Annotated in this window: 12 protein-coding genes and 2 tRNA genes; 8 read left to right on the top strand and 6 right to left on the bottom strand. The window is 64.4% G+C overall.

The genetic code is table 11. The features are described 5' to 3' along the window. Positions 1–72: 72 nt before the first annotated feature. Together purT and PEP31012_RS21490 are read right to left on the bottom strand one after the other, a co-directional pair. Positions 73–1,275 carry a formate-dependent phosphoribosylglycinamide formyltransferase gene (gene purT / locus PEP31012_RS21495; protein WP_150591297.1) on the bottom strand — a complete coding sequence of 401 codons (1,203 nt, stop codon included), beginning with the start codon at positions 1,273–1,275 and terminating at the stop codon, positions 73–75. A gap of 97 nt (positions 1,276–1,372) precedes the next feature. Then, complete coding sequence (locus PEP31012_RS21490) at positions 1,373–1,957, bottom strand: TetR/AcrR family transcriptional regulator (protein WP_150591296.1); 585 nt, start codon at positions 1,955–1,957, stop codon at positions 1,373–1,375. Between the two features lie 77 nt (positions 1,958–2,034). On the opposite strand from PEP31012_RS21490, the gene PEP31012_RS23765 reads away from it, so the two are divergent. From PEP31012_RS23765 to PEP31012_RS21465, 5 genes are all read left to right on the top strand, one after another. After that, positions 2,035–2,265, top strand: a complete 231-nt coding sequence (locus PEP31012_RS23765; RefSeq protein WP_174978353.1) for a hypothetical protein — start codon at positions 2,035–2,037, stop codon at positions 2,263–2,265. A gap of 59 nt (positions 2,266–2,324) precedes the next feature. After that, on the top strand, positions 2,325–3,221 hold the full coding sequence (locus PEP31012_RS21480) for an SDR family NAD(P)-dependent oxidoreductase (protein WP_150591295.1): 897 nt from the start codon (positions 2,325–2,327) through the stop codon (positions 3,219–3,221). 34 nt (positions 3,222–3,255) lie between these two features. Then, on the top strand, positions 3,256–4,830 hold the full coding sequence (locus tag PEP31012_RS21475; protein ID WP_174978352.1) for a flavin-containing monooxygenase: 1,575 nt from the start codon (positions 3,256–3,258) through the stop codon (positions 4,828–4,830). Between the two features lie 115 nt (positions 4,831–4,945). Further along, positions 4,946–5,950 carry an alpha/beta fold hydrolase gene (locus tag PEP31012_RS21470; protein ID WP_150591293.1) on the top strand — a complete coding sequence of 335 codons (1,005 nt, stop codon included), beginning with the start codon at positions 4,946–4,948 and terminating at the stop codon, positions 5,948–5,950. Positions 5,951–5,989: 39 nt separating this feature from the next. Next, a complete protein-coding gene (locus PEP31012_RS21465) occupies positions 5,990–7,693 on the top strand; it encodes an MBL fold metallo-hydrolase (RefSeq protein ID WP_150591292.1) in 1,704 nt (567 codons plus the stop codon). A gap of 152 nt (positions 7,694–7,845) precedes the next feature. Here PEP31012_RS21465 and PEP31012_RS21460 read toward each other — a convergent pair whose 3' ends face one another. Continuing rightward, complete coding sequence (locus tag PEP31012_RS21460; protein ID WP_150591291.1) at positions 7,846–8,094, bottom strand: hypothetical protein; 249 nt, start codon at positions 8,092–8,094, stop codon at positions 7,846–7,848. 648 nt (positions 8,095–8,742) lie between these two features. On the opposite strand from PEP31012_RS21460, the gene PEP31012_RS21455 reads away from it, so the two are divergent. Next, entirely contained in the window at positions 8,743–9,909 is a 1,167-nt protein-coding gene (locus tag PEP31012_RS21455; RefSeq protein WP_246171419.1) for a GGDEF domain-containing protein, read from the top strand. A 79-nt stretch (positions 9,910–9,988) separates the two neighbouring features. On the opposite strand, the gene PEP31012_RS21450 is transcribed toward PEP31012_RS21455, so the two are convergent. Beyond that, positions 9,989–10,064: transfer RNA gene (locus tag PEP31012_RS21450), tRNA-His, on the bottom strand. A 188-nt stretch (positions 10,065–10,252) separates the two neighbouring features. Continuing rightward, the gene (gene dusA, locus PEP31012_RS21445) at positions 10,253–11,266 is read right to left on the bottom strand and encodes a tRNA dihydrouridine(20/20a) synthase DusA (RefSeq protein WP_150591289.1); all 1,014 of its coding nucleotides are present in this window, start codon (positions 11,264–11,266) and stop codon (positions 10,253–10,255) included. A 265-nt stretch (positions 11,267–11,531) separates the two neighbouring features. Here dusA and PEP31012_RS21440 point away from each other — a divergent pair, with 265 nt between their 5' ends. Further along, positions 11,532–12,416 (top strand): EamA family transporter, encoded by an 885-nt coding sequence (locus tag PEP31012_RS21440; RefSeq protein WP_150591288.1) that lies wholly within the window; start codon positions 11,532–11,534, stop codon positions 12,414–12,416. 237 nt (positions 12,417–12,653) lie between these two features. Here PEP31012_RS21440 and PEP31012_RS21435 read toward each other — a convergent pair. Next, positions 12,654–12,730 (bottom strand) — tRNA-Met (locus PEP31012_RS21435). Positions 12,731–12,930: 200 nt separating this feature from the next. On the opposite strand from PEP31012_RS21435, the gene PEP31012_RS21430 reads away from it, so the two are divergent. Beyond that, on the top strand, positions 12,931–13,548 hold the full coding sequence (locus PEP31012_RS21430) for an NUDIX hydrolase (RefSeq protein WP_246171422.1): 618 nt from the start codon (positions 12,931–12,933) through the stop codon (positions 13,546–13,548). Positions 13,549–13,594: the final 46 nt, after the last annotated feature.

Here is a 13,594-nt window from a genome sequence, read left to right as displayed (position 1 = left end):
ACTTCGGTTGCCGACTTCGATTGCCGGCTTCAGTCGCCAGCCTGACGCGCATTGCGCGTCAGTGCCGGGCAATCAGACCGCGCGAGGCTTCACGCGGCTTGCCGCTTCGAGCGCATGGCGACGGGCCACGTCAAGATCGTTGTCGTACGCCAACGCGACCCCCATGCGACGCTTCTCGAAACTCTCCGGCTTGCCGAACAGGCGGATATCCGTTTGCGGCACCTGAAGCGCCTGGTCGACGCCATCGAACACGATACCCTTCGCATCTACGCCGCCGTAGATGACCGCGCTCGCCCCCGGTGTCTTGAGCGTGGTATTCACCGGCAGGCCGAGAATCGCCCGGGCATGCAGCTCGAACTCGTTCTGCCATTGAGTAATCATCGTGACCATGCCGGTATCGTGCGGACGCGGACTGACTTCGCTGAACCACACGTCGTCGCCTTTCACGAACAGCTCGACGCCGAAGATGCCCTGCCCGCCGAGGTTGTTCGTCACCTCGCGCGCCACCAGACGCGCACGCTCGAGCGCCACCGGCGACATCGGATGCGGTTGCCAGCTCTCGACATAATCGCCGCTCACCTGCTTGTGGCCGATCGGTGCGCAGAAGTGCGTTTCGATCTGACCATCGGCACCACGCGCGCGCACGGTCAACAGCGTGATTTCGTAATCGAAATCGATGAAGCCTTCGACGATGATGCGGCCGTGACTCACGCGGCCGCCGGCCATGGCGTAGTCCCACGCGGCTTTCACGTCGTCGGGGCCGTCGATCTTGCTCTGCCCCTTGCCCGAACTGCTCATGACCGGCTTGACGATGCAAGGGTAGCCAATTCCGCCATCGATGGCGGCTTGCAGCTGCGCCAGCGAATCGCAGAATTGATACGGGCTCGTCGGCAAACCGAGCGTCTCGGCGGCGAGACGACGAATGCCTTCGCGATCCATTGTCAGGCGCGCGGCACGGGCCGTGGGAATCACGCGGACCACACCATCGGCTTCCAGCGCTTCGAGCATCGGCGTGGCGATGGCTTCGATTTCCGGCACGACGAGATCCGGCTTTTCGGCTTCGATCAACGCCTTGAGCTGCTCAGGATCGGTCATGGCGATGGTGCGCGCGTGATGCGCGACCTGCTGGCCTGGCGCGTTCTCATAGCGATCGACGGCAATCGTCTCGACGCCAAGACGTTGCAATGCGATCAGCACTTCACGGCCGAGTTCGCCGGCGCCCAACAGCATGACCTTCGTCGCGCTCGGCGACAGCGGTGTTCCGATAGTGGTCATGGGTGACCTTTGGAGAGTGAGAAATCAGGGCGCGTCGACGCCCTTTGGCGCCGTACGCGAAAACCGTATTGTAACGAGCATGGTCGGCAACGCGACATCAGACCAGCGCGCCACGCAGCACGCGACGACAGCTCGCAACCATGCATGCCTCGGTGTCCTGATAGCCCGTCAGTACCCAGGCAGTACCGGCGTTGGTCATCGCGCCGACAAGCGCCAGGCCGACGATTCGCGCCTGCGCGTGCGCCTCCTCACTGTGGAGCGGCGGCACGTCGGCCATGCCAAGGATCACTTTCGAGAACTCGAAGATGTAGCGCTGATAAGTCAGGTCGGTCTCGGGACTCACGCCCATCACTTCTAGCAACAGGACACGCGCCGCGCACGGATGGCGCAGGAATGCAAAGAAGGTGTGCAGCCCGGCATCGAGTCGGGCGTCGAGGGTTGGCGTGCTCTCGGCAATGGCCGTTTGCAGTTGCTCGAGCAGCGCTTGCGCATGGTGCGCATACGTCGCACGTAATAGACGCTCCAGGTTCTCGAACGCCGCATAGAAGTACCGGTCGTTGAGCCTGGCCAGTCGACAGACCGAACGCACCGTGGCTCGGCGAAAACCCACCGTGCCGAAGACTTCCGTGGCCGCGTTGATGAGGGCGGCGCGGCGCGCCTGCTCTCGCTGGGCCTGCCCCACGCCGCCATAGCGCCGCCCGGGCGCGGCGCCGGGCCGGGCCTCGTCCGCTGCCGCTGCCGCTGCCGACGTCGACGTCGATGTCGCTGTCGCTGTCGCTGTCGCTGTCGCTGTCGCTGTCGCTGTCGCTGTCGCTGTCGCTGTCGCTGTCGGTGTCGCTGTCGGTGTCGGTGTCGCTGTCGGTGTCGCTGTCAATGCAGAGGCCGATGCCAGCGATGCGGCGTCCCTCGATTCGAGTCCTTGTTCCATTTCGCTATTTGACATCACTGGGACGGAAAATTAAAGTGGTGACACGTATCACCAAATTATAGGCAACGCGATCGCCGTAGCCAACCGGCGTATCGACGCGGCCCCAATGGGAGACAGCACCATGAAGACGTTCACGGACAAGGTGGCGGCCATTACCGGCGCAGGTTCCGGCATGGGACGTTCGCTGGCGCTCGAACTGGCGCGTCGGGGGGCGCATCTCGCGTTGTCCGATGTCGACGAAGCCAGCGTGACGCATACCGCCAACGCCTGCCGTGCGTTTGGCGTGCGCGTCACGTCGCACCGGCTCGACGTGGCTGAGCGCGACGCCGTCTTCGACTGGGCGCGCGAGACGGCCGCCGCACACGGCAAGGTCAATCTCGTCTTCAACAATGCCGGGGTCTCGCTCTCGGTGCCGGTCGCGACCGCGCGCCATGAAGACTTTACCTGGCTGATGGACATCAACTTCTGGGGCGTCGTGCATGGCACACAGGCCTTCCTGCCCTACCTCACCGCGTCCGGCGACGGTCATGTCGTCAATACGTCGAGCCTGTTCGGCCTCATTGCCATGCCAACGCAATCCGCCTACAACGCCAGCAAGTTTGCCGTGCGCGGTTTTACCGAAGCGCTGCGGATGGAACTCGATCTGTCGGGCTCGCCAGTGTCATGCACGTGCGTGCATCCGGGCGGCGTAGCAACCCAAATCGTGCAGGCCTCGCGCATCGATGACAGCATTGCCGAGCTCACCGGCGTGGACGCGCAGACGCACCGGCAGCGCGCCAACCGGCTCATCGACGTGACGAGTGCGGACGCCGCCGCGCAGCAGATCCTTGCGGGCGTCGAGCGCAATGCGCGACGCGTGCTGGTGGGCCCCGACGCGCGCCGCGTCGACACGCTGGCCCGCCTGCTCGGTGCGCGCTACCAGGGGATGGTCATCTGGTTCTACCGGCGCACCGCCATGTCGCGCAAACCGTCGTCGAACGAACGTCATGCGGCGGCGCGCTCCACGACGCCCCAATGACCGACGGCCAGAGATCCTAGCCATGCAGACCAACATGACAGCCACCGAGCCAACCTCAGATCTCGCCAGCGCCGCCACCGATCTCGACGTCATTGTCGTCGGCGCGGGGCTCTCCGGCATTGCCGCCGCGCATTATCTGCGCAAGCGCTGCCCGGGTACGCGCTTTGTCATGCTCGAGGCGCGTCAGACGCTGGGCGGCACATGGGACCTCTTCCGCTATCCGGGCGTGCGCTCCGACTCGGACATGTTCACGCTCGGCTTCAGCTTTCGCCCTTGGGCAAGCGAGAAGGCCATCGCCGAGGGCGGCGAGATCCTCGACTACCTCAAGGACACCGCCCGCGAGGAGGGTCTGGACACGTTGATCCGCTATGGCCACAAGGTGCGAGACGCCCGCTGGGAGTCGAGCCTTGCGCGCTGGACACTGGACATTGAACGTACGCACGCCGACGGGCATCGGGATACGCAATCACTCACGTGCCGCTTCCTCTTCATGTGCAGCGGGTACTACGCCTACGACGCCGGACACACGCCGACGTGGCCGGGCATGGACGCTTTCACCGGCACGGTCGTCCACCCGCAGCATTGGCCAGCCGATCTCGACTATCGCGACAAGCGCGTCGTCGTCATCGGTAGCGGCGCCACGGCGGTGACTTTGCTGCCGAGTCTGGCGGCAACGGCCGCGCACGTCACGATGCTGCAGCGCTCGCCGAGCTACCTCCTGTCGATGCCGCAACGCGATGGCGTTGCCGAACGGCTTCGCGCATGGCTGCCGGCGAGTGCGGCGCATCGCGTCATTCGCCTGAAGAACGTGCTGATTGCGCTCGGCTTCTACCAGGCGGCGCGGCGCTGGCCGCAGGCCGTTCGTCGCGTGCTGATCCGACGTGCGGCGCAACAGGCGCAAGGCCACGTCGATGTCGCGCGTGATCTCACGCCACGCTATTCCCCTTGGGATCAACGGCTGTGTCTCGCGCCGAACGGCGACATCTTCAAGGCGCTGCGTGGCGGACGCGCGGCCATCGTGACCGACGAAATCGCGTCGTTCACGCCGGGCGGCCTGGCACTCAAGAGCGGCAAGACACTGGACGCCGATATCGTGGTGAGCGCCACCGGCCTGCGCGTACAACTGATGGGCGGCGCGAGCCTGCGGGTCGACGGCAAATGCGTGGACCTTGGCGACACCGTCGCCTACAAAGGCATGATGTACAGCGACGTGCCCAATCTCGCGTCGATCTTCGGTTACACCAACGCGTCGTGGACACTCAAGGCAGAGCTGATTGCGCAATACGTCTGCCGTCTCATCAACCATATGAACGCCCACGAGGTCGACACATGCGTGCCGCGCCTGCGCGACGGCGAACACGGCGAGTTGCCGGCCATCGGCCTCACATCGGGCTACCTTCAACGTGCCACGGGCATGTTGCCGAAGCAAGGACGGCGCAAGCCGTGGGTGTTCTACCAGAATTACCTGCGCGATCTGCGTCTGATGCGCTGGGGCAGCGTCGACGACGGCGCCATGCGTTTCGAGCGTCGCGCCACGCGACCGGTCGTGCCGGGCGCCGCAACGCTCGACGCCGACGCGTCGAGTGCCGTGGCCACCGCGGCCCCATAATCCGCGTCATCCGGCGACGTTGCGAGACATGTGGCGCGCCGCCCAATCGCCGAAGCGTGCCGTACGTTGGTACGATGCGGCCTGACCGAACTTGCCTGTGGATTGACTCGACACCATGCTCATCGCCTACTTGCTGGGTTGCCTCGTCATCGCGATTGCCGCCGTGGTGTTCGTCCTGAGACGCTTCACACGCCAAATCACGCGCCGCGCCGAGGCGGCCGTGCCCCCGGAGGGTCAATATCTCGACATCGATGGCGAGCGTCTGCATTACGTCGATATCGGTCGCGGCCCGGCCATCGTCTTCATCCATGGGCTTTGCGGCCAGTTGCGCAACTTCGCCTATCTGCCGTTGGCGACGTTGGCCCGCACGCACCGCATCGTACTGATTGACCGCCCAGGGTCCGGCTACTCGACGCGCGACGCGCAGCGCGACGGCGGGCTCGCGTCGCAGGCGAACGTGGTCGCCCGCCTGATCGACACGCTCGCGCTCGATCGACCGCTGGTGGTGGGACACTCGCTGGGCGGTGCGGTATCGCTCGCGCTGGCGCTCGACCATCCGCAGCGCGTAGGGGCGCTCGCGCTGATCGCTCCGCTGACGCAGCCCGTGTCCGACGTGCCGGCGCCCTTTCGGTCGCTCGCGATTCGCCATGCGGGGTGGCGGCGCTGGATCGCGCGCACGCTCGCCGTACCCATCGGCATGATGACGGGCCGCACGACGCTCGCCTATGTGTTCGGCCCGGACGACGCCCCAAAGGACTTCCTCATTCGCGGCGGCGGCGTGCTGGGCTATCGCCCCGGCAACTTTGAAGCGGGCTGCGCCGACGTGCTCGCCGCCGAACGCGACATGCCGGGCCTCGCCGCCCGTTACGGGGCGTTGACCGTGCCCGTCGACATGCTTTACGGACGCCACGACCGCATCCTCGATTGCCGGGTGCATGGCGAGACGATGCCGGCGCTCAGCGAACGCGTGCGCCTGACGCTCGTCGACGGCGGACACATGCTACCCGTCACGCAACCGGACGCGACCCTGCAATGGCTGCAGGACGTCGTCGCCCGCATGCCCGCCCCACAGGCGCCGCTCGCCTCGCAATACGGCGCCGTCCATCCGATGGCACACTAAGGACTTTCCGACTTCGCGCAGCGGGTGCGCGCACGTCTCATGTCCGATCGTCCTGAAGTGCCCCGTGCGCCGTCCAGCCTGCGCATGGCCGCCAGTCTCGTCACGCTGCGCGAGCGGGCCAGCGGCATGGAAGTCTTGTTGCTGCGACGCGCCGTGCGGGCCCACGACCCTAGCTCCGATGCCTACGTCTTCCCCGGCGGTGTCGTCGACGCTGCCGATGCCGCCGACGCATTGGGCCACGCCGCCTGCCACGGACTGGACGACGCAACCGCCAGCCAGCGCCTGTGCCTCCCGCAACGCGGCCTCGACTACTACGTGGCTGCGATACGCGAGTGCTTCGAGGAGACCGGCGTGTTGTTTGCCGAGGATCTCTCGGGCATGCCGATCGACGCGCCTCGCCTCGTCGCCATGCGCGCGCAGCGCGATGCACTCCATGAGGGACACATCGATCTCGTGTCGTTGTGCCGATCGTTCGGCGCCAGACTCACATTGCATCGCTTGCACTACCTCAGCCATTGGGTCACGCCGCTCGGGCTGCCGAAGCGCTTCGATACGCGGTTCTTCCTGGCGATATTGCCCGACGGCCAGCAGGTGGAAGTCGATCAGATCGAGACGGCGGCACACCGCTGGATGCGCCCCGACTATGCGCTCAAGCATGCCGATCAACTGCGGCTGTTGCCCCCCACACGCAAGCTGCTGCAATGGCTGGACGATTGCGGGACGACCGATGCCGCCCTCGCGGCCGCCCGGGCGCTGACGTCGGTACCGCGCATTCAGCCTCGGCTGGCTCACGGCAAACGCGGGCGGTGGCCCGTCACGCCTGACGAGCCGGCATGGGCCGAACTGACGCTGACCGATCCGCATGAACGCGGCACCGGCAGCTATGACATCGAGCCTGGGCGTTGCGTGACGCTGATGCCCGGCGTGTTGCGTCTTACTGCGCCGAATCCCGGCATGATGACCGGCCCCGGCACGAACACCTATCTCGTCGGTGGCGGGCCCGACAATGCCTGGGCCGTCATCGATCCCGGCCCGGACGACCCAGCGCACGTCGAGGCGATTCTGCGCGCGGCGCCCGGCCCCATCCGGCAAATCTTCGTCACGCACACGCACCGCGATCACTCGCCTGGGGCGCGACGGCTGAAGGCGTCAACGGGGGCGACGACCTACGGCATGCGCGCGCGTCATGAGGAGGGGCAGGACGCAACGTTTATACCCGACGTATCGCTCACGGACGGCGATGCGGTGACGTTGCCGGACGGCCGACGCTTGCGCGCCATTCATACGCCGGGGCATGCGGCCAATCACCTGTGCTTCGGACTCGACGACGTGGGGGTGGTCTTCACCGGTGACCACGTGATGCAGGGCTCGACCGTCGTCATCACCCCGCCGGACGGGCATATGGCGACTTATCTGGCCTCGCTGGAGAAGCTCGCGGCGCTCGCGCCCGAGTGGCTCGCCCCGGGGCACGGCTTTGTGATGGATCGGCCGGCGCAACGAATTGCGCGCCTCATTGCCCATCGGCTGGCGCGTGAATCGCGCACGCTCGAGGCGCTTGCGCAGATCGGGCCCGCAACGCTCGAGACGCTCGTTCCGGTGGTTTATGCCGACGTGCCCGCGGCACGCCACGCCGTGGCGCGACGCTCGCTGCTGGCGCATCTGGAAAAGCTGGCCGAGGATGGCCTGGCCGCGGTGTCGTCGGACGCGCGCTGGCGGCGTGCCGGCACGGATGCGGCGTCGTGACGAGGGCTGATGCGAGTGGGCGTCGACCCTTGACGTGGGTCGTAGACATCGGTCGTAAGCGCCCGTCGTAGACGCCGGTCATTGACGTCGGTCGCGGACATCACTCGTAGACGTCAGTCGTGGATATCGGTCCCGGACATCGCGCGTAGACGTCAGTCGTAAGCGTCGCCAAGCAACTGGTCGACGATGCGCTCACCGGCTTTGAGCCCGGCCATCTCGGCGTCGAGGCGATTGTCGCGATGGCCGTCGGGGGATCGGACCTCCGGTCCCTCCGGCGTGCCGTGCCGGATGACCTGGACCTGATAGTCCCACGGTCCGGCATACTCGTTTTGAAAGGCGCGCACGCGAATCTGATAGCCCGCGCGATATTCGTAGACCTGCTCATGCGATACGTAGCTCATGACGGACTCCGGTTGTCTTGAAAACGCCCTCCCCTGATAAAAAGCCTAGCACCTTCGGATTCAATCGGTGACATAGAGGCGACGTTCCAAACGCGAGAGGGATGCCGGGAACCGGCGAAAAAAAACCCACCTGAGCGAGGTGGGTTTTAAAACCGGGACGCATGGGGCACCATGACACGCCCGGGAAGACAGGGTCATGCGAACATGACGGGTCCATTATCGTCGGACGTCTTCGCGCGGGGCGCCTGTGTCGCGCCTGGAATTAGACATAGATCAAACTTTCCGATGATGCGAGCGCCGTCTCGCGAACGCTTACCGTTTTCGCAGGCAAAATGCGCGCGATGCGCACGGCAGGCGTCGGCAATCGCGCGATGTCCGCTGTCCGCGTCATTCGGTCTCGGTGTGCAACGCCAAGCGCATCAGGCATCGGCCATCGATCAATGAGATTGTGGTTCCTTCGTCGAATTCGGCTATGCTGACGTCAAAACAAGCCGAGACGCTGGCAAAACGACACGACGTGGGGATGTCGACCGAGGGAACGGGGTCGTATTGTCTGGCAAGTGCGGCAGTAGGCGAAACATCTTATTCAGTCACGCGGCCATGCCCATTTCGGCAGTTTTTATCAGCATTGCAGTCTTGTCTTGCGTCATGAGCGTAGCCGTTCTCGGGTCGCTGTTCGGCACACGAGTCCCGGGAGTGCGCCCGTGGTGTGTGGCGAGTGCGATGCTGGCCGTCGTGGCTGCCCTGCTCCTGACCGGGACGTCGGATGTCATCGTCGCGGTGTCAAGCAGTTTGCTGGTCGTCGCCTCGCTCATCGGCTTGCATGGCTTCCGGCAATTCCTCAATGCCCGATCGTCGTATGCCTGGGAATATGTCGTGCTCGGCGTGATCCTGGTCATGTTGATCTACTGGACCTTTCTCTCGCCCCATGTCGACGCGCGCAGCGCCATGATCTCGGGCAGCATCGCCTACGTCCGATTCAGTATCGGCGCAGCGGTGCTGAAGTACCGGCCGCAGGAGCGCCCCAAGTACGCTTATTACTTTGTCGCGATTGCGGCAATGCTCGGCGCCGTCGTGCACGCCGTTCGTTCCGTGGCATATGGACTGGGTTTGGCACACGAGGCGACCTTTCTGCAGCCCACACCGTTGAACGTCGTTTTTCTCGGCATGGCGACGTTGACGTTGCCATGTCTGTCGGTCGGCATGGTGCTGTTGGCGCACGACCGGCTGGCCGACCGCATGGAGCGCCTGGCGACGTTTGACGACCTGACAGGCCTGCTTGCACGGCGGGCGTTCATCACGCGCGCGGAGGCCATCGCCAGGGAGTGCGCCGAGAGGAAGTCGACGTTTTCGATCGCGATTCTGGACATCGATAACTTCAAAAGTATCAATGACCGTTATGGGCACGCGGCGGGAGATCTTGCACTTGCCCACGTGGCGTCGTTGATCGCTCGGGCGGTGCGCACGACCGATATCGTCGGGCGCATTGGCGGCGAAGAGTTTGCGTTGCTGCTGCCGGGGGAAACCAAGGAGAACGCGGGACGCCTCATCGACCGGTTGCGCGACGTCGTGGCGACCTCGGGGTCGTGCGTTTCCGGCCGGGATGTGGCGTCGACGTTGAGCGCGGGCGTCGATGCGTTCCGCGATGGCGACACCTTGGCCACCGTGATGGCGAGAGCCGACGCGGCGCTTTATGCGGCAAAGGCGAAGGGCAGGAATTGTGTCGTGGTCGCGCCCGCAATGGAGTCGCTACCGCCAGGGCCGTTGGCACAAGAAAATGGCGCCCGCTTCGGCGGCAAGACCGCGAACGGGTGACACTAGCCTACTCGCTGAAAAAATACCCCGAACCGGGAGAATGACGACGCGCGAAACGCTTTGAACTACAAGGGAATTTTGGGGTGACCGATGGGACTCGAACCCACGACGACTGGAATCACAATCCAGGACTCTACCAACTGAGCTACGGCCACCGCCGTGATCAGCAACACGACTTGCTTGCTGAACAGAAACAAGATTATAGCGACGTTTTTATCGCGCTGCCAAGCACTATTTTCACTGGATCGAAATATTTCTTCGCTGGCATGCACGATCGATGCGCGAGATCGTCATCTCACGCGGCGAGCGTCCGTAACGCCTCGCCGCATTTTGATGCCGGACGTCACACGATCGCGAGCGACGCCGCGTCGTCACGCGCCGAAATCGCCCCGGCACGCAGTTGCTCACGCGCCGCTTCGAATGCGCCGATCCCCGCCTTGAGACGCTTCGGATCCGACAGCACCCGACGCCATCCCCGCGCCCCCGGCACACCGCGATACAGACCCAGCGCATGACGCGTCATCGCGCCGAGATACTGCCCCTTCTCCACCTGCGCCGCCGCGTATTCGATCAACGCGTCTTCTACCGCCTCGCGTGACTTCACCGGCGACGTGTCGCCATAGAACCGCGCGTCGACCTCCGCCAGCACATAAGGATTGTGATACGCCTCACGGCCCAGCATCACGCCATCAACGTGCTGCAAATGCAGTTCGACCTCATCGAGCGTTCTCACGCCGCCGTTGATCAGGATCTCGAGCTGCGGGAAGCTTTGCTTCAGACGATACGCATAGTCGTACTTGAGCGGCGGAATCTCGCGGTTCTCTTTCGGGCTCAACCCCTTGAGGATCGCATTGCGCGCATGAACGATGAACGTTGTGCAACCCGCTTGCGCAATGCTGCCCACAAAGTTCTCGACGAACGAGAACGATTCGACGTCGTCGATCCCAATGCGATGCTTGACCGTCACCGGCACCTGCACCACATCGCGCATCGCCTTGACACAATCGGCCACCAGCGTCGGCTCCGCCATCAGACACGCACCGAACGCCCCACGCTGCACACGCTCCGACGGGCAGCCGCAGTTCAGGTTGATCTCGTCATACCCCCACTGCTCGCCGAGCTTCGCGGCCCGCGCGAGATCCTGCGGCTCGCTGCCCCCCAGTTGCAACGCGACGGGATGCTCGATCGCATCGAAATCGAGATGGCGCGCAACGTCGCCATGCAACAACGCTCCGGTCGTGACCATCTCGGTATAGAGCCACGTGTGACGCGACAATTGACGATGAAAGACCCGGCAATGCGAATCCGTCCAATCCATCATCGGCGCCACGCTGACGCGGCGGGCAGGCAGGTTCATGCAAATTCCTCAGATACGACCAACGACGCCTCACTCCGGCAAGGCGACGTCTCTTGATACGCAAAACACGAAGTATACGTCATGCCCCCATCAGACGCCGGCGGGACCGCCCCCCACTTGCACCCCGCGCCAACTCAGCGCCAACTGAGCACCACCTCCATCCCGCCGACACTCCGCTGAACCGCCCAGCCCACACGTCGACGCCCCGGGAGTACACTTTCGCCTTTCCGAGCTTCATATCACCGCCGCACAAGGAGACGCCAGCATGGCACCGAAGGACCTGTTACGGGCACTGATCGTCGTACTCGCCTGGGGCGTGAACTTCGTCGTCATCAAGATCGGCCTCCACGGCGTGCCGCCCATGCTGCTGGGCGCACTTCGATTCCTGCTCGCCGCGTTCCCCGCGATCTTCTTTGTCAAACGTCCGCAAGTGCCGTGGCGCTGGCTGATCGCCTACGGCGCGACGATCTCGTTCGGGCAATTCGCGCTCTTGTTTACCGCAATGTACGTCGGCATGCCCGCCGGCCTTGCATCACTCGTGCTTCAGGCGCAGGCGTTCTTCACATTGGGACTCGCCGTGTTGTGTCTCGGCGAACGCTTTCGCGCACAGAACGTGGCCGGCCTGCTGATCGCGGCGGCAGGCCTCGCCGTCATCGGCATGCAAGGCGGCGGCGCCATGACACTGCTCGGCTTCGCCCTGACCCTGTGTGCCTCGCTTGCCTGGGCGACGGGCAACATCGTCACCAAAAAGATCGGCAACGCCGATCTCGTCGGCCTCGTGGTCTGGGCGAGCCTGATTCCGCCGATTCCGTTCGCGCTGCTGTCGTATTGGTTTGAAGGTCCGCAGCAAATCGCGAACTCGCTCGCGCATCTCTCGACGACGTCGATCTTCGCCGTCGCGTATTTGTCGTTCATCGCGACGCTCGTCGGCTACTCTCTGTGGGGCCGCCTCATGACACGCTACCCGGCCAGTCAGGTCGCCCCCTTCTCGCTGCTCGTGCCGATCATCGGGCTTGCCTCGGCGGCACTGCTGCTCGACGAGCAACTCAGTGCGCCGCAAATCGCAGGCGCGGCACTGGTCATGGCGGGCCTCGTGGTGAATGTGTTCGGCGCAAAGCTCAAGCAGCGTCTGCTGCCGACTTCGCCATAACCAACATCGTTTAACCAACATCGCGGTTACCGACGTCGCGTTGACCGACGTCGCATCAACCAACATCGCATTAGCCAACGTCGCATAAACCCGTTCCGCTCGTCGGAGCGGGTACGCCCGCACTCACCGCCCCCGACGCCTGATGCGCGCCCAACCGCGCTCATCGCGGGTGGACGCAATCCATCCCGGCCAGAACGCAAAAAGCCTGATTTCTTGAAGAAATCAGGCTTTCGAATTTGGTTGCGGGGACAGGATTTGAACCTGTGACCTTCGGGTTATGAGCCCGACGAGCTGCCAGACTGCTCCACCCCGCGTCTGAAGAATTGAAGTATATGACAATTGGCACCGCAGTGCAACATAACTCGCCGATTATTTTTCTGCGCCTTGCGCAATCGCCAACGCAAACGCTCCCCGCGCGCCGACGACTCGGGATATCCCGGCCCACCGTGCGCGCCGACGCACAGCGTGCGTTGCCGATGATACACTCGCAGCAACCATGAACCGACGTCCTCCCATCCAATTCTGTTCCGCCTGCGGCCACTCGGTCGAGGTGCGCATTCCGCCCGGCGATAACCGCGAGCGGCACGTGTGCACCCACTGCGGCACCATTCACTACGAGAACCCGCGCAACGTGCTCGGCACGGTGCCCGTGTGGGGCGATCAGGTGCTGCTTTGCAAGCGTGCAATCGAACCGCGCCTTGGCTACTGGACGCTGCCCGCCGGTTTCATGGAAATCGGAGAGACAACGGCGCAGGCCGCCGCACGCGAAACGCTGGAAGAAGCCGGCGCAAGCGTCGATGTCGGTGCCCTGTTCTCGCTGCTCAATGTGCCGCACGTGAATCAGGTCCACATCTTCTACCTGGCGCAAATGCGCGAGCCGCAATTTGCGGCCGGCGAAGAGAGCCTGGAAGTCGCCCTGTTCTCGGAACATGAAATCCCCTGGGATGACATCGCCTTCCCGACGGTGGCGAAGACGCTGCGCTTCTTCTTCGAAGACCGGCGCGCGGGCACCTTCGGCGTGCACCTCGAGGCCTCGCCAAACGGGGCGACCATCCCCGGCATGCCGGTGCCTTCGCTGCCGGTCAACACCGCGCACACCGAGGACATCCTCACGCCGATGCTGCGTGTCTGAGCGCGACGCCATGACGCATCGCACGACGTCGCCCGACACGCCGCAA

Origin of the sequence: Pandoraea eparura, assembly GCF_902459725.1 — a bacterium.
Classification (GTDB): Bacteria; Pseudomonadota; Gammaproteobacteria; order Burkholderiales; family Burkholderiaceae; genus Pandoraea; species Pandoraea eparura.
Note: the sequence above shows the minus strand (reverse complement) of the source record. Positions and strands in the feature narration are given on the sequence as shown.

Coding starts and splice junctions, on each gene's coding strand:
- purT (WP_150591297.1), bottom strand. CDS start 1,275: ATGACCACTATCGGAACACCGCTGTCGCCGAGCGCGACGAAGGTCATG.
- PEP31012_RS23765 (WP_174978353.1), top strand. CDS start 2,035: ATGTCGCTGTCGCTGTCGCTGTCGCTGTCGCTGTCGCTGTCGCTGTCG.
- PEP31012_RS21480 (WP_150591295.1), top strand. CDS start 2,325: ATGAAGACGTTCACGGACAAGGTGGCGGCCATTACCGGCGCAGGTTCC.
- PEP31012_RS21475 (WP_174978352.1), top strand. CDS start 3,256: ATGACAGCCACCGAGCCAACCTCAGATCTCGCCAGCGCCGCCACCGAT.
- PEP31012_RS21470 (WP_150591293.1), top strand. CDS start 4,946: ATGCTCATCGCCTACTTGCTGGGTTGCCTCGTCATCGCGATTGCCGCC.
- PEP31012_RS21465 (WP_150591292.1), top strand. CDS start 5,990: ATGTCCGATCGTCCTGAAGTGCCCCGTGCGCCGTCCAGCCTGCGCATG.
- PEP31012_RS21460 (WP_150591291.1), bottom strand. CDS start 8,094: ATGAGCTACGTATCGCATGAGCAGGTCTACGAATATCGCGCGGGCTAT.
- PEP31012_RS21455 (WP_246171419.1), top strand. CDS start 8,743: ATGAGCGTAGCCGTTCTCGGGTCGCTGTTCGGCACACGAGTCCCGGGA.
- dusA (WP_150591289.1), bottom strand. CDS start 11,266: ATGAACCTGCCTGCCCGCCGCGTCAGCGTGGCGCCGATGATGGATTGG.
- PEP31012_RS21440 (WP_150591288.1), top strand. CDS start 11,532: ATGGCACCGAAGGACCTGTTACGGGCACTGATCGTCGTACTCGCCTGG.